This window comes from Kitasatospora sp. NPDC004240 (assembly GCF_053603215.1).
In genome coordinates this window covers 62207-84952 of the sequence record NZ_JBSGFD010000002.1, presented here as the reverse complement: position 1 = coordinate 84952, position 22746 = coordinate 62207, and the positions used below count along the sequence as shown (strand labels likewise).

Below are 22746 nucleotides of genomic sequence, written 5' to 3'. Positions count from 1 at the left end.
CCGGCCATGCACCACATCGGCGTTCTGGCCCTGGACGGCGTCCTCCCCTTCGAACTCGGCATCCCCGCCCGGATCTTCGGCGCCGCCCTCGACACCGCCGGCCGCCCGCTGTACACGGTGTCCACGTGCAGCCTCGACGGCGGCCCGGTGCGCACCGCCGCCGACTACCACCTCGGCGTCCCCCGCGACGCCCGGCTGCTCGCCGAGGTCGACACGGTCGTCATCCCGCCCTCCGACGACCTCGGCCCGATCCGCGAGGAGGGTCGGCTCCCGGACGCGCTGCGCGCGGCGCTCGACGCCGTACGGCCCGGCACCCGGATCGTCGGGATCTGCACCGCCGCCTACGTCCTGGCCGCCGCCGGGCTCCTCGACGACCGGCCCGCCACCACCCACTGGCGCGAGGCCGACCGCCTGCAACGCATGTTCACCCGGACCCGGGTCGACCCCGACGTGCTGTTCGTCGACGACGGCGACATCCTCACCTCCGCCGGGGTGGCCGCCGGGGTCGACCTGTGTCTGCACCTCGTCCGCCGCGACCACGGCAGCCGGGTCGCCAACGAGGTCGCCCGCTCCTGCATCGTCCCGCCCTGGCGCGACGGCGGCCAGGCCCAGTACATCCGGCGCCCCGTACCGGCCCCCGCCGACACCGGCACCGCGGCCGCCCGGGCCTGGGCGATGCGGCACCTCGCCGACCCGCTGACCATGGCCGATCTCGCCGCGCGCGCCCACATGAGCGTGCGCACCTTCACCCGCCGGTTCCGCGCGGAGACCGGCACCACGCCCGGCCAGTGGCTCGTCCGCCAGCGGGTCGACCTGGCCCGCCACCACCTGGAGACCACCGACTGGCCCGTCGACCTGGTCGCCGTCCGCTCGGGCCTGGGCACCGGCGCCTCGCTGCGCCAGCACCTCCGGGCCGCCATCGGCGTCGGGCCGCGGGCGTACCGCCGCACCTTCCGGACGATCGAGGGCCGTGACGGGCACGGGGCGCGGCTGCTCGCGGAGCGCGTCGGCGGCGGTGCGTACGCGGCGGGGCCGGCGCCTTCGGTGACCACCGACCGCACACGGGCGACGGTGCGCCCCTGATTTTGCCAAACGGTCGACCAACCGGCGCCCGTACTCGGATAGCTTCCGGGTATCCACTTTTCGTCCACGGGCGTCCTGTTATCGGCAGGGCGGCCTGCTGAGAGGCGTGCCATGAGTCTGATCAACGTGTTCGAGGCGGCATCGGCGCTGCCGGCTTCGTGGAACTCCCGCCTCCTGGGTCAGGTGGGGACGGCCGGCGTGAAGGTCCTGCGGATGGACGGGGGCCCCGTGGTGGTCGAGACCCACGAGGCCCCGGAGGCGCTGTTCGTCATCGACGGCATCCTTGAGCTGCTCGTGGACGACACCGAGGTGACGGTGGGTCCGGGCGAGATGTACTGGGTGGCGGCCCACACCCCCCACGCGGTCCGCCCCGGCAGCCGGGGCACGCTGGTGATCCTGGAGACGTGACCGACACCCGGGCGGGCCAGGCGCACGGACCGCGGAGAAGCAACGTTCCCGCCGCCCGTTCGACCGACCCCGCCTCGGAGGCACCTGTCAGCACTGCCAGAGGAAGGCGGCGCGGGTGCACGGGCGGCAGGTGAAGGCGTAGCCGCGGCCGGAGCCGAAGTTCATCGCGCCGGTGGGGTCGGGGCCCTCCTGGAGTTGGGCGGCGAGGGGCATCGGGGTGGCGCAGGCCGGGCAGGTGGGGGTCTCGTCGTCCTGGAGCCAGGCGGGCGCGCCGCCGAGACCGCCCAGGACCTGACGGGTGGGCAGGCCGGTCCGCTCGGCCCAGGCGGCGCGGGCCGCGTCGTGGTCGTCGCCGTCCTCGGTGTGCGGGGCGAGGGCGTGGACGGTCGACCGGACGAGCACCTCCTCCTCGGTGTCCTCGTCGAGGGCGGGCAGCGGTATCGGCTCCAGACCCTCGGCGGGGAACAGCAGCGCGCGGTTGGCCCCGGAGGTGGCGCTCCAGTCGTGGCAGCGGCCCGGGTCGATCTGGCAGGCGAACAGCGACAGTACGCCGCTGCCCTCGGCTCCGGCGGGATCCAGCACGATCTGCGCGAGGAACTGCAGCGGCCCTCCGCAGGTCGCGCACGTCGGCCAGCCGGTGCCGGCGGGGGCCAGCGGCCGGCCGCCGATCCGGGTGAGGAGGGCGTCGGCGGGCGCCGGCCCGGCATCGGTCAGCAGGATCGTCATGGCCGTGACTGTAGGGGACGCCTCCGACACTCCCCGGCCCGCGCCCGCCCGCCCCCGCGAAGGAGGCGGGCGGGCGGCCGGGGCGCTACGCCGCCGTCACCGGCGCGTACCCGGCGGCACGCGTGGTGAAGGTCCCCCGGCCCTGGGTGCGGCTGCGCAGCGCGGTCGCGTACCCGAAGAGGCCGGCCAGCGGCACCAGGGCCGTGACGACGGCGGTGCCGCCGCGGGTGGCCGAGCCGGTGACGCGGCCGCGGCGGGAGGCCAGGTCGCCGAGCACCGTGCCGACGGCCTCGTCGGGCACGGTGACGGTGACCTCCGCCAGCGGTTCGAGCACCACGGTGACCGCGGCCCGCAGGGCGCCGCGCAGGGCCAGCCTGCCCGCCGTGCGGAAGGCGGGCTCCGAGGAGTCCTTGACGTGCGTGGCGCCGTCGGTGAGCGTGACCCGCAGGCCGGTCACCGGGTGGCCGGCCCGCGGGCCGTCCGCCAGGGCGTCCCGGCAGCCGGCCTCGACGGCCTGGACGTACTCCTTCGGCACCCGGCCGCCGGTGACGGTCGAGCGGAACTCGAACCCGCACGCCGCGTCGACGCCCTCGGGCAGCGGCTCGACGTCCAGCACGACCTGGGCGAACTGGCCCGCCCCGCCGTCCTGCTTGACGTGCCGGTAGGACCAGCCGGAGACGCCCTCCACCACGGTCTCCCGGTAGGAGACCTGCGGACGGCCGACGGTGACCTCCAGCCCGTGGCTGCGGCGGATCCGTTCCACGGCCACCTCCAGGTGCAGTTCGCCCATGCCGGAGAGCACGGTCTGGCCGGTCTCGGGGTCGGCGCGCACCACCAGCGACGGGTCCTCCTCCACCAGCCGGCCCAGGACGACGGCGAGGCGGCCGGTGTCGGTGGAGCGGCGGGCCTCGACCGCGACGGTGACCACGGGGTCGGCGACGGACGGCGGTTCCAGCAGCAGCGGCGCGGCCGGCGCGCACAGGGTGGAGCCGGCCCGCGCCCCCTTGAGCCCGACGACGGCGACGATGTCCCCGGCCACGGCGTGGTCCACGTCGGTGTGCCGGTCGGCGCGCACCCGCAGGATGCGTCCGACGCGTTCGGTGCGGCCGGTGGCGGTGTCCAGCACGGTGTCCCCCTTGCGTACGGTTCCGGCGTAGACGCGCAGGAAGGCGTGCCGGCCGGTGGTGGCGGCGTTCACCTTGAACACCAGCCCGGCGAACGGCGCCCGCGGGTCGGCGGCGCGTTCCTGCTCGGCGCCGTCCAGGGTGCCGCGCACCGGCGGGACGTCCGACGGGGCGGGCAGGTAGGCGACCACGGCCTCCAGCAGCGGCTCGATGCCCCGGTTGCGGTAGGCGGACCCGCAGAGGACGACGACCGCCTCGCCGCTCGCGGTCAGTTCGCGCAGCGCGCCGGCGAGGGCCGGCGCCGACAGGGCGCCGGTGGCGCAGAACTCCTCCAGCGCGCCCGGGTGCAGTTCGGCGACCGCCTCCTCCAGCAGGCGGCGGCGGTGCCGCGCCTCGGTGAGGAGGTCGTCCGGCACCGGGCCCTCGGCCATGCCGTCGCCGCCGGCCGGCCACTGCAGGGCGCGCATCCGCAGCAGGTCGACCACGCCGGTGAAGGCGTCCTCCGCCCCGATGGGCAGCTGGACGGCCAGCGGCACCGGGTGCAGCCGTTCGCGGATGGAGGCGACGGCGGCGTCGAGGTCTGCGCCGGAGCGGTCGAGCTTGTTGACGAACGCGATCCGCGCGACGCCGTGCAGGTCGGCCCGGCGCCACACCGCCTCGCTCTGCGGTTCGACCCCGGCGACCGCGTCGAACACCGCGACCGCGCCGTCCAGCACGCGCAGGGAGCGTTCGACCTCGGCCGCGAAGTCGACGTGGCCCGGGGTGTCGATCAGGTTGATCCGGTGGCCCTGCCAGGAGCAGCTGACGGCCGCGGCGTTGATGGTGATGCCGCGTTCGCGTTCCTGGGGGTCGAAGTCGGTGACGGTCGTGCCTTCGTGGACCTCCCCGCGCCGGTGGATCTCGCCGGCCAGGTACAGGACGCGCTCGGTGACGGTGGTCTTGCCGGCGTCGACGTGGGCGAGGATGCCCAGGTTGCGGACGGCGGCGAGCGTGTCGGTCGCGGTGACGGTGGCGTCGGTGACGGTGGTGGGACGGAGGTCGGGGTTCTCGGTACGCACGGCCCAGGGCCTTTCGGTGTGACACGTGAAAAGGGCGGGGCGCGATGGGGCGGACGAACGGGCCGGGACACGCCTGCTCCGGGCACGCGGCCGCACCCCGGCGGAGCGGGGCAGGGCGGGGCGGAGCGGGGGCTCGGGAGCTCGGTGAGCCGTCCGGGAGGGCGCGGGGCCCTCAGGCGTTCGTCGCGAGGATCCGGTGTCGGGCGCGCAGCCGGCACCGGACGGACGAGGACACCAGGATCACCTCGAACCGCGACGCGGGGACGACGACGGCGGCGGTCTGCTCGCGCACGATGTCTCCCCTTCCCATGTCGTCACGGTGGCGCCGCCGTTCACGGACGGCGGGCTCTTCGCGGCGAGTCTAGGGAGCCGGGCGCCGGGGCCGCATCCGATTAACCGGCGAGCCGGGTAACCGGGCGAGCCGAGGGGCGAGCCCGGACGACGCCGCACGCCCGGCGCCGGGCCCGTACGCGGCGACGCCGCAACCCCCGCCGGCCGGGACCGATGGCCCGGCCGGCGGGACCTTGGGCCCTGGGTCGGCGGCGCCGGTCCGGGGAGGGTGGAGGTGTGGCCGGGCGAACCGGGCCGGCCGCGTTCTTACAACTGTGGAGGCCCTCATGCCCGAGCCCGTGGTGGTCGGTGTCGATGGTTCGCCCGAGAGTCTCGCGGCCCTGGACTGGGCGGCGGACGAGGCGGCCCGCCGAGGGGCGCCGCTGCGCCTGGTGCACGCCTCGCCGGTGGTGCTCACCCCGCTGTCGGTGCTCGCCCTGGCCGATCTGGAGCAGCGGGAGGCCGCCCGGGTGCTGCGGGAGGGCGAGGACCGGGCGCGGGCGCGCCACCCGGAGGTGGCGGACCTCGCCGCCGTGCAGGTCCGCGAGGACCCCGTTCGGGCGCTGGTGGCGGAGTCGGGTTCGGCGGGGCTGCTGGTGCTCGGATCGCGCGGGCTGGGAACGGTGGCGGGGTTCCTGGTGGGCTCGGTGGCCCACCGGGTGGTCGCCCGGGCCTCGTGCCCGGTGATCCTGGTGCGCGGCGAGCCCGCGGAGACCGGTCCGGAGACCGGTGCCGAAACGGGCGGTGGCGCCGTCCTGGTGGGCGTCGACCCGCACGACGGGGCGGACGCCGTGCTCGCCCTCGCCTTCGAGACGGCCGAACGGCTGGGCCTGCCGCTGCACGCCGTGTACGCCTGGACGGTCCCGCCGCCCTTCCACTACGCGGGCCTCGCGGCGGGTGTCGACGTGGTCGGTGAGCTGGCCGCGCACGCGGAACGCGAGCTGGCGCACGTGGTGCAGCCGTGGCGCGAGAAGTACCCGCGGGTGACAGTGGTGGAGGAGGCCGTGCACGGACGCGCGGCCCAGGTGCTCGTCCGGCGGGCGGAGGGCGTCGCGATGGTGCTGGTCGGCCGGCGGGCGCGCAGGTCGCCGCTGGCCGCCCAAGTCGGCGCGGTCGCCCACGCGGTCCTGTACCACGTGCCGTGCCCGGTCGCCGTGGTGCCCTACGAGGGCGGCGGACGCGCGGCCGGCGACGGTGACGCGGGTGGACCGACGGAAGGTGCGCGATGAGCGACCCGGTGCTGGTGGGCGTGGACGGCTCGGAGGCGAGCCTGGCCGCGGTGGACGTCGCGGTGCGCGAGGCCCGGCTGCGCGGCTGCGGCCTGCGGATCGTGCACGCGTTCATCTGGCCGATGATGCACGTGTCGCTCGGGCCCGCGAAGAACGGCCCGGCCGAGGGCGGGCTGCGCCACCAGGCGGAGCGGGTCCTCGACGAGGCGCGGCGGCGCGCGCTCGCCCGGGACCCCGACCTGGACGTCGACGCGGCGCTCGTCACCGGCGAACCGCTGACCGTGCTGGCCGGGCGTTCGCGCGGCGCCTGTCTGGCCGTGGTCGGCAGCCGGGGGCTGGGCCGCTTCAGCGGCCTGCTGATCGGCTCGGTCGCGGTGCACCTGGCCGCGCACGCCGACTGCCCGGTGCTGATCGTCCGCGGCCGGCCGGAGCCGGCGGGCGGTGTGCTGGTGGCGGTGGACGGCTCCGAGGTGGGCGCGGAGGCGGTGGCCTTCGCCTTCGCCGAGGCCTCGGCGCGGCGGTCCGGGCTGACCGCCCTGCACGCCTGCCGCGCCCACGCCGGCACCGACCGGCGCGCGGAGGAGGAACGCCTGGTCGCCGAGGCCCTGGCCGGCCACCGCGAGGCGTACCCGGACGTCACGGTCGGCACGACCCTGGTGGACCAGCACACCCGCCAGGCGCTGATCGGGGCCAGCCGCGACGCCGAACTGCTGGTCGTCGGCGCGCGCGGCCGCGGCGGCTTCGCCGGCATGCTGCTCGGCTCCACCAGCCAGGCGGTGATCCAGCACGCCCACTGCCCGGTGGCGGTCGTCCGGCACAGCCCCGCGGCGGCGGCGTAGGCGCCGGGCTCACATGCCTTCGGCGAAGTGGACATCTTAGCGGCCCTGGTGGGGCAGCAGGCTTGCAAAGGGTTCCTCGCCGCGGCGGACCCGGCCGAGGGCGCGGAAGCACCCGAAGCGTTCGATGCCGGGGGTGAGCACCACCGGCAGGTCCGCGTTCCGGTCCGGGGCGGCGCCGAAGGCGTACACCGCGCCCGGCGGGACGACGACCAGCCCGCCGGCGGTCACCGTCTCGGTGCGGACGGCCTCCGGGCCGGCCGGCAGGAACCGGACGGCGCCCTCCAGCATGAAGAACGCCTCGGTGGAGCGGTCGTGGTGGTGCGGTCCGGCGCCGTCCGCTCACGGCGGAGGCGGCTCCGGCGGTCGGTGCGGGTGGCTGAGGAGGAAACGCTCGACGGCGGCCCGGTCCACGGGCATCCGGCGGCTCACCGGGCCGCCCAGCAGGGGCGCGGCCACGGCGGCGGCCAGGAGGGCCACCAGCAGGACCGGCGGGGCGGTGAGGCCCGGCCGCAGCGAACCGGTCACCACCACGGCGAACATGTGGCTGAGCAGCACGTCCAGCACCAGCACGGCGAGGACGGCGGTGCCGACCGTGACGACCGCCGGGCGGGCGGCGAGGACGGCGGCCGGTGCCCACGCCCGGACCAGCCGGGCGAGCCACCGGGTGTAGAGGTGGCCGAGGACGGCGAAGCCCGCGAACCACGCGGCCTGGACCGCGAACGAGGCCTCGGCGACGGTCCCGAGCAGGTTGCGGTTGGCGCCGAGGGTGCCGACGGCGAGCCCCAGGCCGAAGCCCGGGCCCACGCCACGGGCGTTCCACCGACGGGCGGTCAGCACGGCGGCGAGCGTGCCCCGCCAGACCCCGAAGGCGAGCCCGGCGCCGAGCACCAGCGCCAGTGGCAGCAGGGCCGGCGGGCCGACGGTGTCCGGCAGGACCATGGCCGTCAGCGTGGTGACCCCGTCCCTGGCCAGGCAGCCGGCCAGGCCCAGGGCGAAGGCCGTCCGGGGACCGAAGGCGAACAGCCGGCCCGGATCGGCCAGCGCGGCCAGGCGGGTCCTCGGCGACGGGTGCGTGGACAGGACGTCCGGCAGCTCCGGCTCCGGGGCCGGCTCCGGAGCCGGAGCAGCGGTCCCGGACGCGGGTCGGGCCCCGAACGCGGGCGGGGTCCCGCGTGGGCGTTCGGCGGCGAGGACGGCGGTCAGGCCCTCGGCCGCGCCGGGGTACCGGGCCGCGCGGGCGTCCGCGTGCAGTTCCCGGCTGCGCAGCACCGAGTTGCGGGCGAGCGGGACGAGCACGGCGAGCAGGGTCAGCTGCCACAGGTCCCACAGGTACGAGGCGGCCGGGACGGGGGTGTACTCGGCGAGCAGCGGCGTCAGCGGCAGGGAGAAGACGGCCGGGACGAAGACCCCCAGCAGGTAGACCCGCCAGGCCGAATCGGTGATGAAGGTGATGTCGAGATCGCGGTTGCGCGTGTGGGCGAGCTCGTGGAGGACCACCGCCCGGTACGCCGCGGGGTCGGTGGCGCGGTGGGCGAGCAGTCCCCGGCTGAGCACGACGTAGCGGCGGCCGGGGCGTCCGAACGCCAGCCCGGTGACCGTCGGGTCCAGGTGGTCCACCAGGAACTCGACGCGTCCGGCGACCCCCGAGAGCCGTGCCAGCGCGGCCAGTTCGGCGGCCTCGCGCGGCTTGGCGGCGGCCGGGAAGGGCCGCAGTCCGCGGCGGCGGATCCGCAGGCCCGGCCGCAGCCACCAGCAGGCCAGCACCACCAGCCAGAACAGCGCCAGCGCGATGAGCTCGCCGAACGACTCCAGCAGCGGGGAGGGCCCGTGGCAGTGGCCGTTCCAGTCCTCCGGTGTCGGCCGGCCGGCCTGCGCGTCGGCGAGGAGCGCGCGCATGCAGTCGTGGTAGGCGGGCCGGTCCTCGTCGCGGAAGTCGTCGAACCGGGAGACCGGATAGGCGGTCAGCGCGATGCCGTTGGTGAGGACGGCGGCGGTCACGGCGACGATCAGCAGCCCGAACCGGAACGAGGTGCCCGAGGGGACGGCGAAGGGGTTCGGCCGTACCGCCCGGCCGTGCCCCGGTGTGCTCACGACCCTTCGACGGCCGGCCCCGGCCGCCCGTCCGGGCCGCCACCCGTGCCGGCGGGCGAGGTCGTGCCGGCGGGCGGGGCCGTGCCGGAGCCTGCCGCGGGTGCGGCCGGTGTCGCGGCGGCGTCGGCGGCCCCGGCGGCGAGTGCGCCGAGGATGGCGTCCGCGAGCAGGCCCGACCGCGCCTCGTCGAGTCCGAGCGCCCTGGCCCGGTCGACGGCGACCCGGCGCAGCGTCACCGTCTCCGCCGGGCCGAGCGCGGCGAGCGGCGCGGGACCGGCGGCCGGGTCGGGCCCGTCCGCCACGGCGGGTCGGGAGCGCCGGAACACCCTGGACAGACGGGGCCGCAGCCGCTGCCCGACGCCGCCGGCCGCGCGCAGCCCCAGCCGGGTGACCACCTCGGTCGCCACCGAGAGTGCCACCCCGCTGAGCACGGCCTCGACCAGCTCCACCCCCATGCCCAGCGGCTCGGGCCTGGCGGCCGTCCCGCGCACGGCGGCGGGGGCGGAGAAGTAGGCGGCGCTGGTCTCCTCGAACAGCTCCAGTTCGGCCGGCGCCAGCTCGGCGACGGCCGCCCGGGCGAGACGGGTCACCAGTTCGTCGGCACTGCGATCCTTCGCCATGGGGCGAGGATTCCGATCTCCTGACCATCCGTCAAGAGCTTTCGCGGGCCCGGGTGTTACCGCAGGGTCGAGTCGGACCGAGTCGGCCCGACTCGGTCAGCGGCGGACGTAGCAGGTGGCCGTGTCATGGTTGCCGAGCCAGCGCAGGGCGAGCGGGCAGCGGGAGACCGGGCGCCAGCGGGCGGCCAGTTCGGCGAAGAAGGCGTCGTCGGCGCAGAGTCCGCCGGGGCGGTCGCCGAGGTAGAGCAGGGCGGGGCCCCGGTAGGCGCGGAGGGTGTCGACGGCCATCGGGTCGCGGTGCGGGGGCCAGAGCAGGGCGAGGACCCGGTCGGGGTGGGCGGCGGCGTCCTCGGCGGCGAGGCCGGCGCGGACGTCGGTGAACCGGAAACGGTTGGTCCAGCCGTTGTGGCCGGGCCGGGCCTCCGCGTCGGTGGCCAGCACGTCGAGGCCCCGGGCACGCAGCAGCGAGGCCCAGTAGCCGCTGCCCGCGCCCACCTCCAGCAGTCCGCGCCCGTCCAGGCACCCGGCGGTCCAGTCGACGGCGGTGCGCGAGGCCAGCGCCCAGCTGAAGACGCGCGAGAGCTCCTGCCGTCGTGGCAGGGGTGCCCCGAGCTCGGCGGGCAGGTGGTCGAACACGTCGATCACCATCCGGCCGCCGCCGGCCTCGCGGCGCAGCGCGGGGTACCAGAGCAGCGGCACCATCTGCGGGTTGTGCGCGGCGAACTCGACGTCCCGCTCGGGCAGCAGGTCGGCGAGCGGGCGGAAGGACCGGCCCCAGCCGGGGTGGCGCAGCTCGCCGTGCCGCTCCCAGAGCCGGATCAGGCGTTCGGCGGTCTCGGTGACGAGCCGGGCGGTGGGGTCGCCCGCCGGTCCGCCGTCCGGGGCCGGCCGCGTCGGAGGGGTGGTGGTCATGGTCCTCGCTACCTCGTCGGCACCGGTGTGCGGGTGCGGCCGGCCCCGGGGGACGTCAGATCCCCATGTGGTCCGCGACGGCGAGGTCCGCCGGGGCGGTGACCACCTCCATGTGGGCCTCGACGACGATGCCGGTGGGCGCGGCGGCGGGCGGCTCGACGGTGGCGGCGCCCACGACGGCCGCGGCGGCGAGGGCGGCGGTGGCGGCGCCGATCAGGGCGGCGTGACGGTTGCTCAACTCCACGGCAGGACCTCCGGTGTCGGTAAGGGTTCGCATGCGGCCGGGTCGGCCTCGGGCAGCGTAGAGCCAGCCGTCCGTTCGATCAACCCGGTTTCGCCGCGGCCCTGTGGAGGCCACGGTGCCGCTCCGGACGACGGCCCGGTTCACCCGGTTCACCCGGTGAGCGAGGCGGCGTGGTCCCGGAGCATCCGGGCGAGCGTGTCGGCGTACGGCTGGGTGCGGCGACGGCGGGCGAGGGCGAGCCCGAAGTGGCGGGCGGGGCGCGGCGGGGCCACCGGGAGGACGAGCGTACCGGGCAGTTCGGGGTCGAGCCCGACCTGCGGGACGAGCGAGACCCCGACGCCGGCGGCGACCAGCGAGCGGGCGAAGAAGTAGTCGGTGGTGGAGCCCGCCACCCGGAGCTCGAAGCCGGCCGCGGCGGCGAAGCGGCGCAGGAAGGCCTCGGTCTTCAAACAACCCAGCACCCAGCGTTCGTCGGCGAGTTCGGCCAGTTCCACGCCGGTCCGGCCGGTCAGGCGGTGGCCGGCCGGCAGGGCCACCGAGAACGGGTCGTCGATGAGCGGGGTCCAGTCGAGGCCGGAGCGGTCCCCTGGCAGGACGGGCAGCAGTCCGTCGTAGTGGTAGGCGAGGGCGAGGTCGGCGGCGCCCTCCCGGACCATCGGCAGGCTGTCCTCCGGTTCCCGTTCCAGGATGCGCAGTTCGACCTCGGGGTGCTCGGCGGCGAACCGGGTGAGGACGGCCGGCAGCAGGTGCCGTCCGCCGGTCGTGAAGGTGACCAGGGTCAGCCGGGGCCGGTCGGCGCCGAGCCGGCCGATCTGCTCCTGGGCGTGCCGCAGTTCGGCGCCGACCGCCTCGGCCGCCTCGACCAGCACCCGCCCGGCCTCGGTCAGCCGTACGCCGCGGGTGGAGCGGACGACCACCGGCGCGCCCAGGCCCCGTTCGAGGGCGGCGATCTGCTGGGAGACGGCGGAGGGAGTGAGCAGCAGGGCCGCGGCGGCACGATTGAAGCTGCCGTGGTCGGCCACCGCCTGGAGCACGGTCAGCCGTCGTACGTCGATCATGTCGTTCCCCCGGTCAACAGTTCCGCTTAACACTGCTTCAGCAGGTCGTCAGTTCCGCTGGCGACTATAGGCCGACAGAGTGGTGGCCATGAGAAACCCCCCTTCGAACGAGCCCGGGGACGTCCTGCGGGAGGTCTGCGTGATCGGTGGCAGCCGGTACTTCGGGCAGCACCTGGTCACCCTGCTGCTGGACCTCGGCGTCCGCGTCACCGTCGTCAACCGCGGCTCCACCCCGCCGCCGCCCGGCGTCGACCACGTCCGCGCCGACCGCTCGGACGAGGCCGCGCTCTCCGCGGCGCTGGGCGGGCGCACCTTCGACGCGGTGATCGACCAGGTGCTGTACACGCCGGCCGACGCCGTGGTGGCCGCCCGGGTCTTCGCGGGCCGCACCCGCCGGTACGTGATGACCTCGACCATGGAGGTGTACGACCCGGCGACCTCACCCGCGCTCCGCACCGAGGCGGGCGTCCCGGTGCCCGAGGAGGCCGTCGACCCGGCGCTGGTCCCGGTCGACCCGGCCCTGCCGTGGCACGATCCGGCGGCCCTGGCCGAGCGGTTCGGCCTGGACGAGGCGGCCCGCTACGCCGAGGGCAAGCGGCAGGCGGAGGCGGTGCTGGCCCGGGACGCGACGTTCCCCTGGGCGAGCGTGCGCAGCGCGCACGTGCTGGGCGGCGGCGCGCAGGACTTCACCGGGCGGCTCGCCCACTACACGCGGCTGATCGAGGCCGGTGAGCCCGTCCCCGTGCACCGGGAGCCGCGGCCGACCTCCTTCGTCCACCACGAGGAGATCGCCGCCGCGCTGCTCCGGGTCGCCGCGTCCACGGCCGTGGGGCCGGTCAACGCCTGCTCGCCGGAGGCGCTCGACGTACGCGGGCTCTGCGAGGCGGTCGCCGAACGGCTCGGCACCACCGCCCGCTACCGGGTCGTGGAGGAGGGTGAGGCGGCCTCGCCGTTCTCCTTCGACCGCTGGTACCCGATGGACAACCGCCGGGCCGTCGGTCTGGGGCTGCGTTTCTCGCCGCTCGCCCGGTGGCTGCCCGGCGCGGTCGACGAGGCGGCCGCCCTCGTCCGATCCGACGAATGGACACTCTGACATGTTTCAGCGCACCATCGGCACCGCGACGGTCGGCGCGATCGGACTCGGCGCGATGCCGCTCTCGGTCGAGGGCCGCCCCGATCGCGAGGCCGCCCTCGCCACCCTGCACGCCGCGCTCGACGCCGGGGTGACCCTGCTGGACACCGCCGACTCGTACCACCGGGACTCCGGGGAGGTCGGCCACAACGAGGAGTTGGTGGCCCGCGCGCTGGCCGGACGCTCCGCGGCCGAGCGTGCCGGCGTCCTGGTCGCGACCAAGGGCGGCCGCGGGCGGCCCGGCGACGGGAGTTGGACCGTCGACGGGCGCCCGGAGCACCTGCGGCGGGCCTGCGAGGGCTCGTTGCGGCGCCTGGGGGTCGAGGAGATCGGCCTGTACCAACTGCACAAGCCCGACCCGCGGGTGCCGTGGGCGGAGTCCGTGGGCGCGCTGCGCGGGCTCCTGGACGCCGGGATGATCCGCGCCGCCGGCGTCTCCAACGTCGACACGGCGCAGATCCTGGAGGCCCGCGAGATCCTCGGCCCCGCGCTGGTCTCCGTGCAGAACCGGTTCTCCCCCGCCGTCCGCGACGCCGAACCCGAACTGCGGCTCAGCGAGAGGCTGGGGCTGGCCTTCCTCCCGTGGAGCCCGCTCGGCGGGATCTCCCGGAGCGTCCTCGACGGGCCCGGCGACGGTCTTCCGAACAACCCGGGCACCGCAGGCAGCCAGCCCGACGCGTTCCACCACATCGCCGCCGAGCGCGGGGTCTCGCCCCAGCGGGTCGCGCTCGCCTGGCTGCTCGCCCACTCCCCCGCCATCGTGCCGATCCCCGGCGCCCGGCGGCCCGCCAGCATCCGGGACTCGGCCCGGGCGGCCGAACTCACCCTGGACGCGGAGGAGATGGCGGCGCTCTCGGCGCCGCTCACCCCGCCCCCGGCGTAGGCCGCTCCCGCCCGGGCGCGGGTGTTCCCCGAACGGATCGCCGCGCTGCCCGCCGACCGGTTCCTGACGGTCGACGCCTGGGACCAGTCCTGAGGCGCGGCCCGGCACGCTCGAACCCGGTCGTGCTCAGGCCCGGTCCGCCGTCTCCTGCTCCCGGGGCCTGACGCGCAGCCGTCCGCGGGCGGCCCGCCGCTCCAGCCGGCGCTGCTCGGCGACGGCCCAGCGCTCCACCCGGGCGGGGTCGAGCGGCGTGCCGTGGCCGACGTGGAGCCGGGTCGGGCCCAGGGCCAGCATCGACCGCAGGCTGGCCAGGTTGGCGAGCGGGTCGTCGTGGAACGGCGGGTTGGCGGGACGCCCGGTGATGAGGCCCATGAAGGAGTTGGCGACGAGGTCGCCGGCCACCAGGTCGCCGTCGTCGGTGAGGACGGAGACCGAACCGGCCGTGTGCCCCGGGGTGGGCACGATGTTCCCCTCGACGCCGAAGTCCGCGAGGGAGGTCCGCCCGTCCACCAGGAGGTCGGGTTCGAAGGGCTCGGCGCTCTCGTACAGCTTCGGGCTGCGGGCCATCAGCCGGCCCATCGGCCCGGTCGGCAGGTACGGCAGCCGGGCCCGGCCGGAACGGTAGGGGGCGAGGTCGGCGACGTGTCCGGCGATCCGGGCGCCGGTGAGGCGGCGCAGCTCGGCCGCGGAGCCGTAGTGGTCGATGTGGCCGTGGGTGACCACGACGAGGCGGACGTCCTGCGGGTCGACGCCGTGCGCGGCGACCCGCTCGACGATCCGCGCGCCGCTGCCGGGGGTGCCGGCGTCGACGATGACCGGGTGCCGGCCGAGCAGCAGATAGGCGTTGACGGCGTGCCGCCCCAGGACGGGGATGGCGATGACCTTCGTACGGGACACGGGAGTTCTCCTGCGTGAGTGCGGGCGTGGGGGGGGTGACCGGTCGTGCGCGGGCACGCCGGGGGCAGGGCCGGCGGGCGGCCCTGTGAACGGGGGTGAGCTGAGGGGAACGGGGGTGAGCTGAGGGGAACGAGGGATGAGGGAACGGCCGGGCCGGTGGCTCAGCGGGCGGCCGGGTGTGTGCGGAACCGGCGCCGGTACTCGGCCGGGGTGGTGTTCAGCCGGCGGCGGAAGGCCCGGTGGAGCGTCTCCACGGAGCCGAGCCCGCTGGCGGCGGCCACCTCCGGCAGACCCCGCTCGGAGTCCTCCAGCAGCCGCCGGGCCGCCTCCAGGCGTACCGCCTCCACGTAGTCGGCCGGCGTCCGGCCGGTCCGCTGCCGGAACAGCCGGGCGAAGTGCCGCACGCTCAGGTGGAGATGGGCGGCCATGGACTCGACCGAGAGCTCCCGGGCGAGGTTCTCGTCGATCCACCGGCAGAGCGCCTCGATGCGGTCGTCGGACGCCCCGCGCAGGGCCCCCTGGAGCGCCAGCGGCACGCTGAACTGGCTCTGCCCGCCGGGCCGTTTGACGTACATGACCATCGCGCGGGCGGCGTCCAGCGCGACGGCCGGGCCGTGGTCCTCGGCGACCATCGCCAGGGCGAGGTCCAGGGCCGCGGTGACCCCTGCGCAGGTCCAGATCCGTCCGGCCCGGATGAAGATCGGCTCGGGGTCGACAGCGATCTCCGGGTGCCGGTCGGCGAGTCGGCCGGCGGTGAGCCAGTGGGTGGTGGCCGGGAGGCCGTCCAGGAGCCCGGCCGCGGCCAGCATGTGCACCCCGGCACAGACCCCGCCGACGCGCCGCGCGGACGGCGCCGCCCCGGCGAGCCAGGTCACCACCTCGGGCTCGACGACGGCCTCGAACCGGCCGCCGGCGAGGTCCATCCCGCCGGCCACCAGCAGGGTGTCCGTGCCGGGGCGCACCTGGTCCAGCGAGCGGTGGGCCACGAGGGAGACGCCGGCGGCCGTGGGCAGCACACCGGCCCGCGGGGCGGCGATCTCCACCCGGTAGGCGGGGGCGTCGCCGGCGACCACGCGGGAGGCCACCGAGAACACCTCGGCCGGGCCGGTCACCTCCAGCAGCTCGACGCCGGGGAAGGCGGCGATGACGACGGTACGGGGTTGGGACATGCCCCGATCCTTCCGCCGGAACGGGTGCGTCCGCAATGACCAGCTTCTGTCACATCCGGCCATGACCGTCCGGCGCCCCGCCGGCCCCGCCGTGCCGCGTGGCGGCAACCGCCCCCGTGCCGCGTGGCGGCAACCACCCCGCTCCCCCGGGCGGCGGCGCCCGGCCGGGCACCCGTCCCGGACGGGCCCCGCCGGATAGCGTGGTCCACCGTGAACGAGATCCGGCCGACCGTCAGCACCGGTGCGGTGGCCCGCATCACCCCGCGACGGCCCGCCGTCGGCGGCGGCCCGGACGCGCCGGTCTGGTACGCGGCGTACGGCTCGAACATGCGCGCCGACCGGCTGGCCTGCTACATCCAGGGCGGCCGCCCGGTCGGCGGGGCCCGCACCTACCCCGGCTGCCGCGACCGCCGGCTGCCCGGGCGGACCGTCCCGGTGCTGCTGCCCGGCCTGCTGTACTTCGCCCTGGAATCCCTCGTCTGGACCGGTGGCACGGGCTTCTACGACCCCTCCCAACCCGGCGAGATGCCCGCCCGGGCGTACCTGCTCACCGCCGGGCAGTTCAGCGACCTCGCCGCCCAGGAGATGCACCGGGCCCCCGGCACCGACCTCGACCTGACCCGGACGCTCGCCACCGGCCGCGACCGGCTCGGCCCCGGCCGCTACCAGACGCTGGTCTGCCCCGGCACCATCGACGACGTCCCCGTCTGCACCTTCACCGCGCCGGTCGCCCTCCCCGACGCCGAACTGAACGCGCCCAGCCCCACCTATCTGCGCAACGTCGCCGGCGGCCTCGCCGAGGCCCACGACTGGCCGGTGGCACGCTCCGCCCGCTACCTCGCCACCCGCCCCGGCGCGGCCGGCCACTGGACCACCGAGACCGTCCTGCGCGCCCTGCGGCCCCCGGCCGAGGGCGGCTGACCTCCACCGCCCCTCACCCCTGAGGCGGGGAAACCCGGTGCCGGCGGCGGCGGTTCTCCCGGTAGGGTCACCGCCATGTGGGAGGGACTCGACGAGATCGCCTGGGCGGCGCTGGAGCACCACTACGGTGACGCCGACGACGTACCCGGGCTGCTGCGCCGTTGCGCCGGGCCGGAGGACGACGCCGTCGACGCGGCGTACGACCTGCTCAACAACCTCTTCCACCAGGGGGGTTGGATCTGCCCCGCGGCCACGGCCGCGCTGCCCTTCCTGCTGCGCCTGGCCGCCGCGCCGGACACCGCGCTCCCCACCCGCCGGGTGACGCTGGAGCTGGTGCGCAGCCTCGCCGAGGAGGCCGGGTCGGTCACCGGACGCTGGCTGGACCCCGAGTGGCCCACGGCCTGGGACCGCGCCCTGCCGGACGTCCTCGCCCTGCTGGCCGACCCGGTCGCCGAGATCCGGCGCGACGCCGCCCACATCCTCGGCCTCGCCGACGGCCCGGCCGGCCTCGTCCTGCCCGCCCTGCTGCGCGCCCTGGCGGCCGAGACCGACCCGGTCACCCGCCTCGACCTGCTCCTCGCCCTCGGCCGGGCGGCCGGACGCGCGCCCGCCCAGGCGAGCGCCGCCGAGGCCCTCGACCTGCTGCGCGGCCGACTGGACGACCCGGAGCCGCAGACCCGGCTGGCCGCCGTGCACGCGCTCGCCCCGACCGACCCGGAGCTCCCCGCGCGACGGCTCGACCAGCTGCTGGAGGCGGTCCGGGACCCGAGCGTCGACCTGTGGCGGGGCACCAGCAGCGTGACGACCGGCCCGCCGGGCGTCCACCGATGGACGGGTGCCCTCCTCGACGGGCCGTCCACCACCTTCGCCCTCGGCCTGCTGCGCGACCACCCCGACCCCGAGCAGCGCGAAGGCGCACTGGCGGTGGCGGGCGGTCTGCTGTCCCGCCGGCGCTCATCGGGCACCGCCCTGCTGCCCGCGATCGCCGCCCGGCTGGACGATCCCGCCCCGGACGTCCGCTTCCTGGCGGTCGAGCTGCTGGCCTGCCTCGGCCCGGCCGCGGCCGCCCACGCAGACGAGGTCGCCGCCCTGCTCGACGATCGCGTCGCCCGGGCCCCCCGCCGGCAGGAACAGGTCGCCGAGGCCGCCGTCTGGGCGCTGGCCCGGATGAACGATCCGCGCTGCCTGCCGGGCCTCGTCGAGGCGGTGGCCGCCGAGCGGGCGGGCTCCTGGAACTGGATCTCCGGCCACTACCCCGTGTCCGACTGGCACTACGCCGTCCTCCCCGGCCTCCACGAGGCGCTGGGCCCGCTCGCCGACCACGCGCGGGAGCTCCTGCCCGCGATCACGGCACGGCTCGACGCCGCCGCCCCGGACGACCCCGCGGTCGGCCGGCTCTGCGAGGTGCTCGCGCAATGGGGCCCGGCCTCGGCGGCGATGGTCCCCCGGCTGATCGCCCTCCTGGACCACGACCGGAGCTGGGCGGCCGCCGCACAGGCGCTCGCCGCGATCGGACCGGCCGGCGCCGGTGCCCGCGACGCGCTGCTGGCCCGCACGGGCACCGGCACGACCTGGCCCGAGCTCGCGGCCTGGGCGTCCTGGAAGGTCGGCGGCGAGCCCGGGCCCCTCCTGGAGGTCTTCGGACACCTCGCCGACGCACGCCGGGTCCCGCACCCGGCCCTGCGGATGATCTCCGAGCTCGGCCCGCTCGCCGCCCCGTACGCCGACCCGCTCCGCGCTCTGACGGCCGTCGACGACCCCTGGACCAGTGCTGAGGCGGCGCACGCCCTCTGGACCGCCACCGGCGACACCGACACCGCCGTCCCCGCCCTCACCGCCGCCGTCCGGGTCCTGCCCCACGGCCGGCTCCTCCCGGTCGCCTTCCCCGCCGTCCGCCACCTCACCCGCATCGGCTGGCCCGCCCGGCCCGCCGCCCACCTGCTCGGCGGCCTCCTGCCCCTCGACCAGCGGCTGCGCACCAGCGGCGGCTGGCGCGGCTTCGCCGACGACGAGGCCATCCGCGCCGCCATCACGGACCTGCTCACCGCCTGCGACCTCCCCCTCCCGGCCTGACACCACCGGAGCGCGCCCCTCGGGATCCCCGTGCGGGAGCCGGCTGAGGCTCAGGCCGGGGGCTGCGCCAGGGGGACGCCGAGGGCGGTGGCGAGGGTGAGGGTGCGGCGGGGCGTCGGGCAGTGCCGGGTGAGGGTGGTGAGGTCCAGGCGGCCGTGGTGGGCCTGGAACAGCAGCTTGGCGGCCGGGTGGTGGCGCAGCTCGTCCGTGGTGAGGCCCTCGGCGGCGTGGTGGGCGGCGGCGAGCAGGGCGGGGAGGGCGGACCGCAGCTCCGCGGCCCAGGCCCGGAGCGAGCGCAGCCAGTCGACGGTGGCGGGGTCGGTGGACGTGGTGTGCCGGTCGATCGTCCGGTCCAGGTCCTCCCAGGTGGAGTCCTGCCAGGGCCGGGACCTGAGGACGGGCAGCTGCCACCGGCGCCGGGCGTCCGCCCAGTGGTCGGCGCGCGCCTGGACGGCGTGGACGGTGAAGCCGGGCACGCACAGGGCGGTGAGGTTCCAGCCGTGGCAGGCGCCGGTGTCGAGGCCGAAGACCCGCCCGTCGCGGATCATCGGCTCCCGGCCGGTGACGTGGTGGCCGAAGACCACCGGCTTGGCGTCGGTGTAGTGGTCGTGCCAGTGCCCGTCCGGGAAGGCCGCCGCCAGCTCCCGTTCGCCCCGCGTCGAACCGCAGAGGACCTCCTCCCGCTGCTCGCCCAGGGGCACCCCGGACAGCATCGCGGCGTGGACGACCCGGACGTGCTCGTTCTCGAAGGAGTACGGCAGCGTCCGCATCCACTCGACGCTCTCCTCGTACGCGGCGCCGAGCTGCAGGCGGGTGATCTCCTGGGCGTAGGAGAGGACCCCGCGCACGTGCTTGCGCTCGTGGTTGCCCATGACCACCACGGAGTTCGCCCGCTCCCGGAAGAACCGCACCACCTCGCCGGGCTTCGGCCCGCGGTCGACGAGGTCCCCGACGCTGACCAGCAGGTCCTCCGGGCGGAGTTCGACCAGGTCGAGGAGGTCGAGCAGTTCGTCGTAGCAGCCGTGGATGTCGCCGATGATGATGGTCCGCCCCATGCCCGCGATGGTAGGGACACCCGGACCGGGCGCGCCAAGGGATTTCCGCAGGCCGGCGGGGTGCGGGCCCCGGGATGCGCCCCCTCCGCGGCAGGTCAGGGCGCCGTGCCGGCCGGTTGCCCACTCCAGCGGCGTCCTGGACCTCACCTACCAGCCGGCCTGAACCCGTCCGCCCGCACCGCACCTCACGTAACCTCACGTAACCTCACCTCGTCCGAACGTGCCTGACCCCGCCTCACCGAACGGAGCCCCGACATGGCCGCCACCAAACCCGGTCCCGCCAGCTACTTCCCCTCCATCGAGAAGAAGTACGGCCACCCCGTCGAGCACTGGAAGGAGCTCATCCGCTCCTCCCCGCTCACCCGGCACATGGAGCTGGTCACCTGGCTCAAGACCGAGCACGGCCTCGGCCACGGCCACGCCAACGCCCTCGTCGCCCACACCCTCGCCGAGAACCCGGCCGGCTGAGCCCCGGCACGACCGCACCGGCCCGCACCGCCCCGCACACTCCGACACCCTCAGGAACCGAACCATGCTCGAAGGCACCCTCGTCCGGCTGCGCGCCCTGCACGCGGACGACGCCGAACACCACCTGCGCTGGCGCAACGACCCCGAGGTCGTCCGCCTCGCCGCCGCCGGCGACCCCTGCTGGGGGCCCGTCACCGCCGAGGCCGTCGACATCGCCTTCGGCACCATGCTTCGCCTGGTGCCCCGCGAGGCCGCCGTCCTCACCGTCGAGGACCTCACCGACGGCCGCCCCATCGGCTTCGCCGATTACCGCGACCTCGACCCCTACACCGGCACCGCCACCCTCGGCATCACCATCGGCGAACGGACCCACTGGGGCCGCGGCCACGGCTCCGAGGCCCTGCGCCTGCTCGTCGACCACCTCTTCGGCGCCTACCCGCTGCGCCGCCTCGAACTCGACACCTGGAGCGGCAACGAACGCGCCGTCCGCGCCTTCACCCGTGCCGGCTTCCGCGAGGAGGGCCGCCGCCGCCAGGCCGCCCTCGTCGCCGGCGTCCACCACGACCGGGTCCTCTTCGGCCTCCTCCGCGAGGAGTGGACGGCACCGATACCCGACATCGCCACGAACACCCGCCCCGCTCCGGGCACTTCACCGTGGTGAGGTAGGCCGCACTCCGAACGGGCCGGTCACCGCCACCCGTTGACGGCCGTGACCGGCACGGCCGCCCCGTCACGGGCGGCGAGCCCGTCGTGTCCCACGGCCGACGCGCGGTGGCATCCGAGGCGGCCGGCGGCACGATGCCCCGGCCGCCCGACACCCTCGGGGCCGGCCCCGAGGAATTCCCGCGCCTCGACACCCGCACTTGGGCGATCATGGCAGCCATGACGGATGCAACCGAACCGGAGCCCCTGGGCGTATGCCTCGTGGCCAATGTCGCCCGGGAGACCGGCCACGGCGAGGGCGGGCTGGAGATCCGTGAGGGGCTGCGGCACTTCGCGCCGGGGGCGAAGGTGTGGATCGCCCGCCCGGCCTGGGGCGACGGCGGCGAGAACGTCATCGTGGCCGGACGTCATCGGGGTACCGGCCGTCGCTACACGCGGATCGTCGTCGGGAGCCGGTTCCTGACGAACTTCCGGGTCAGTGCCGTCTACAGCCCGGCGCTGGTGCGTGCGTTGACCGGAGCGAAGCCCGGGGAGGAGAAGGAGTTCGGCGCCCGCCACCTGTGGCCGCAGGAACAGGCGGAGAGCTGGGTACGGTCGTGGAACACGCCGAAGCTCCGGGCCCGGGTGGACGGCCGACCCGGTCAGGCCCCCCTGGTCACCGATCCTCCGCCCATGGAGCTGCGGCGCGACGGCATCACCCACCACCTGGCCCATTTCAGCGCCCGCGGGGCCCACCGCTCACCCGAACCTCCCCCGGTGGAGCCGTCACCGCCGGCCGGCTGAGGGAAGCGCCCCGGTTTCCCGCATCGGCCGGCCCTGTCGGCGGCGTCGGCGCAGCCAGGACTCCAGGGTGAGCAGCCAGGGGTGGCGGTCGCGGAGGGCGGGGAGGTCGGCGCGGTAGCCGTGGGTGTTGAGCCAGTCGAACATGGCGGCCATCTCCTCGGCCTCGGAGCGGAGTTCGGCGGTCGGACGGCGGGTGAAACGGGTGGGGACGCCGTCGACCCTGGTGAAGGTGGCGGCGATCTCGCGTACGGTCAGTTCGTCGCCGGCGATCTCGGTCGCGCTGCCGATGTACCCGGCGGGGTTCGCGAAGGCCTCGGCGGCGATGCGGCCGATGTCGGCCAGGGCGATCATCTGCAGCGGGGTGTCCGCGTCGAGCGGGATCGCGGCGGTGCGACGATGACCGGCCGGTTCGGGCAGCAGGTGCGGCCAGTTCTCCATGAAGAACACCGGCCGCAGGACGGTCATGGGCAGGCCCAGGGTGTCGAGGTGGGCCTCGATCGTCGCCTTGGTCTCGAAGTGGGCGATGCCGGTGGAGCGTTCGGCTCCGCCGACGGAGCTGTGGACCAGGTGGGAGACGGCCGCCTCCGCCGCGGCGTCGGCGATGGCGCGGCCGCGCCGTATCTCGACCGACGGGTGGTCACCGGCCAGGTCCGGCAGCACGCTGAAGACGCCGGCGACGCCCTGCACCGCGGTGCGCAGGGAGCCCGGGTGGTCGAGGTCTCCGACGGTCAACTCGGCTCCGAGTGAGGCGAGTCGCCTGGCCGCCGGCCGGTCCGGGTCGCGGACGAGGGCACGGACCGTCCAGCCGTCGGCGAGCAGGCTGCGGGCGACGGCGCCGCCCTGGCCGCCGGTCGCGCCGGTGACCAGGACGGTCCGACGGTCGGGCGGGGTCGAGGGGTCGGTCATGGCTGGATTCCTTCCGATGGAGGGTGTCAGACGCGGCGGGGCGTCATGCGTGGCAGGGTGTCAGGCGCGGCGGG

At 76.2% G+C, this 22746-nt stretch carries 23 protein-coding genes and 1 pseudogene; 11 read left to right on the top strand and 13 right to left on the bottom strand.

Annotation, left to right across the window (positions count from 1 at the left end; genetic code table 11):
- The first annotated feature begins 6 nt into the window (after positions 1-6).
- Positions 7-1083 carry a GlxA family transcriptional regulator gene (locus tag ACWEQL_RS01065; protein ID WP_452148005.1) on the top strand — a complete coding sequence of 359 codons (1077 nt, stop codon included), beginning with the start codon at positions 7-9 and terminating at the stop codon, positions 1081-1083.
- A gap of 111 nt (positions 1084-1194) precedes the next feature.
- Positions 1195-1491: a cupin domain-containing protein gene (locus ACWEQL_RS01060; protein WP_452148004.1), complete on the top strand. Its 297-nt coding sequence runs from the start codon at positions 1195-1197 to the stop codon at positions 1489-1491.
- An 87-nt stretch (positions 1492-1578) separates the two neighbouring features.
- On the opposite strand, the gene ACWEQL_RS01055 is transcribed toward ACWEQL_RS01060, so the two are convergent.
- The 3 genes from ACWEQL_RS01055 to ACWEQL_RS01045 all read right to left on the bottom strand — a co-directional run bounded on the left by ACWEQL_RS01055 (position 1579) and on the right by ACWEQL_RS01045 (position 4709).
- Entirely contained in the window at positions 1579-2217 is a 639-nt protein-coding gene (locus ACWEQL_RS01055) for a hypothetical protein (RefSeq protein ID WP_452148003.1), read from the bottom strand.
- An 85-nt stretch (positions 2218-2302) separates the two neighbouring features.
- Positions 2303-4399 carry an elongation factor G gene (gene fusA / locus ACWEQL_RS01050; RefSeq protein WP_452148002.1) on the bottom strand — a complete coding sequence of 699 codons (2097 nt, stop codon included), beginning with the start codon at positions 4397-4399 and terminating at the stop codon, positions 2303-2305.
- A 172-nt stretch (positions 4400-4571) separates the two neighbouring features.
- On the bottom strand, positions 4572-4709 hold the full coding sequence (locus ACWEQL_RS01045; RefSeq protein ID WP_452148001.1) for a hypothetical protein: 138 nt from the start codon (positions 4707-4709) through the stop codon (positions 4572-4574).
- A 307-nt stretch (positions 4710-5016) separates the two neighbouring features.
- Here ACWEQL_RS01045 and ACWEQL_RS01040 point away from each other — a divergent pair, with 307 nt between their 5' ends.
- Both ACWEQL_RS01040 and ACWEQL_RS01035 read left to right on the top strand, forming a co-directional pair.
- Positions 5017-5958, top strand: a complete 942-nt coding sequence (locus ACWEQL_RS01040; RefSeq protein WP_452148000.1) for a universal stress protein — start codon at positions 5017-5019, stop codon at positions 5956-5958.
- Positions 5955-6797 (top strand): universal stress protein, encoded by an 843-nt coding sequence (locus tag ACWEQL_RS01035; RefSeq protein WP_452147999.1) that lies wholly within the window; start codon positions 5955-5957, stop codon positions 6795-6797. The genes ACWEQL_RS01040 and ACWEQL_RS01035 overlap by 4 nt, the downstream gene beginning before the upstream one ends.
- A gap of 36 nt (positions 6798-6833) precedes the next feature.
- Here ACWEQL_RS01035 and ACWEQL_RS01030 read toward each other — a convergent pair.
- From ACWEQL_RS01030 to ACWEQL_RS01005, 6 genes and pseudogenes are all read right to left on the bottom strand, one after another.
- Positions 6834-7115, bottom strand: a pseudogene (locus ACWEQL_RS01030) (cupin domain-containing protein); the annotation flags it as partial.
- Positions 7116-7136: 21 nt separating this feature from the next.
- Positions 7137-8888: a M56 family metallopeptidase gene (locus ACWEQL_RS01025; RefSeq protein WP_452147998.1), complete on the bottom strand. Its 1752-nt coding sequence runs from the start codon at positions 8886-8888 to the stop codon at positions 7137-7139.
- Positions 8885-9508, bottom strand: coding sequence for a hypothetical protein (locus ACWEQL_RS01020; RefSeq protein ID WP_452147997.1), 624 nt, complete (start codon positions 9506-9508; stop codon positions 8885-8887). The genes ACWEQL_RS01025 and ACWEQL_RS01020 overlap by 4 nt, the downstream gene beginning before the upstream one ends.
- A gap of 96 nt (positions 9509-9604) precedes the next feature.
- On the bottom strand, positions 9605-10420 hold the full coding sequence (locus tag ACWEQL_RS01015; RefSeq protein WP_452147996.1) for a hypothetical protein: 816 nt from the start codon (positions 10418-10420) through the stop codon (positions 9605-9607).
- A 55-nt stretch (positions 10421-10475) separates the two neighbouring features.
- Positions 10476-10664 carry a hypothetical protein gene (locus ACWEQL_RS01010; protein ID WP_452147995.1) on the bottom strand — a complete coding sequence of 63 codons (189 nt, stop codon included), beginning with the start codon at positions 10662-10664 and terminating at the stop codon, positions 10476-10478.
- Positions 10665-10813: 149 nt separating this feature from the next.
- A complete protein-coding gene (locus ACWEQL_RS01005; protein WP_452147994.1) occupies positions 10814-11722 on the bottom strand; it encodes a LysR family transcriptional regulator in 909 nt (302 codons plus the stop codon).
- Positions 11723-11810: 88 nt separating this feature from the next.
- On the opposite strand from ACWEQL_RS01005, the gene ACWEQL_RS01000 reads away from it, so the two are divergent.
- Together ACWEQL_RS01000 and ACWEQL_RS00995 are read left to right on the top strand one after the other, a co-directional pair.
- A complete protein-coding gene (locus ACWEQL_RS01000) occupies positions 11811-12815 on the top strand; it encodes an NAD-dependent epimerase/dehydratase family protein (protein WP_452147993.1) in 1005 nt (334 codons plus the stop codon).
- A 1-nt stretch (position 12816) separates the two neighbouring features.
- Positions 12817-13737, top strand: a complete 921-nt coding sequence (locus tag ACWEQL_RS00995; RefSeq protein ID WP_452147992.1) for an aldo/keto reductase — start codon at positions 12817-12819, stop codon at positions 13735-13737.
- 126 nt (positions 13738-13863) lie between these two features.
- On the opposite strand, the gene ACWEQL_RS00990 is transcribed toward ACWEQL_RS00995, so the two are convergent.
- Positions 13864-14634 carry an MBL fold metallo-hydrolase gene (locus ACWEQL_RS00990; RefSeq protein WP_452147991.1) on the bottom strand — a complete coding sequence of 257 codons (771 nt, stop codon included), beginning with the start codon at positions 14632-14634 and terminating at the stop codon, positions 13864-13866.
- Positions 14635-14795: 161 nt separating this feature from the next.
- Positions 14796-15803 (bottom strand): GlxA family transcriptional regulator, encoded by a 1008-nt coding sequence (locus ACWEQL_RS00985; protein ID WP_452147990.1) that lies wholly within the window; start codon positions 15801-15803, stop codon positions 14796-14798.
- Between the two features lie 210 nt (positions 15804-16013).
- Between ACWEQL_RS00985 and ACWEQL_RS00980 the strand changes: the two genes are divergently transcribed.
- Both ACWEQL_RS00980 and ACWEQL_RS00975 read left to right on the top strand, forming a co-directional pair.
- Complete coding sequence (locus tag ACWEQL_RS00980) at positions 16014-16724, top strand: histone deacetylase (RefSeq protein ID WP_452147989.1); 711 nt, start codon at positions 16014-16016, stop codon at positions 16722-16724.
- Between the two features lie 75 nt (positions 16725-16799).
- On the top strand, positions 16800-18797 hold the full coding sequence (locus ACWEQL_RS00975) for a hypothetical protein (RefSeq protein WP_452147988.1): 1998 nt from the start codon (positions 16800-16802) through the stop codon (positions 18795-18797).
- A 50-nt stretch (positions 18798-18847) separates the two neighbouring features.
- On the opposite strand, the gene ACWEQL_RS00970 is transcribed toward ACWEQL_RS00975, so the two are convergent.
- Positions 18848-19852, bottom strand: a complete 1005-nt coding sequence (locus ACWEQL_RS00970; protein ID WP_452147987.1) for a metallophosphoesterase — start codon at positions 19850-19852, stop codon at positions 18848-18850.
- Positions 19853-20107: 255 nt separating this feature from the next.
- Here ACWEQL_RS00970 and ACWEQL_RS00965 point away from each other — a divergent pair, with 255 nt between their 5' ends.
- The 3 genes from ACWEQL_RS00965 (at position 20108) to ACWEQL_RS00955 (ending at position 21766) form a co-directional block, all read left to right on the top strand.
- The gene (locus tag ACWEQL_RS00965; protein WP_452147986.1) at positions 20108-20320 is read left to right on the top strand and encodes a DUF4287 domain-containing protein; all 213 of its coding nucleotides are present in this window, start codon (positions 20108-20110) and stop codon (positions 20318-20320) included.
- A gap of 64 nt (positions 20321-20384) precedes the next feature.
- Positions 20385-20981, top strand: coding sequence for a GNAT family N-acetyltransferase (locus ACWEQL_RS00960; RefSeq protein ID WP_452147985.1), 597 nt, complete (start codon positions 20385-20387; stop codon positions 20979-20981).
- Between the two features lie 221 nt (positions 20982-21202).
- Entirely contained in the window at positions 21203-21766 is a 564-nt protein-coding gene (locus ACWEQL_RS00955; RefSeq protein ID WP_452147984.1) for a hypothetical protein, read from the top strand.
- Here the strand turns inward: ACWEQL_RS00955 and ACWEQL_RS00950 are convergent.
- Positions 21749-22672, bottom strand: coding sequence for an NmrA/HSCARG family protein (locus tag ACWEQL_RS00950; protein ID WP_452147983.1), 924 nt, complete (start codon positions 22670-22672; stop codon positions 21749-21751). The genes ACWEQL_RS00955 and ACWEQL_RS00950 overlap by 18 nt on opposite strands.
- Positions 22673-22746: the final 74 nt, after the last annotated feature.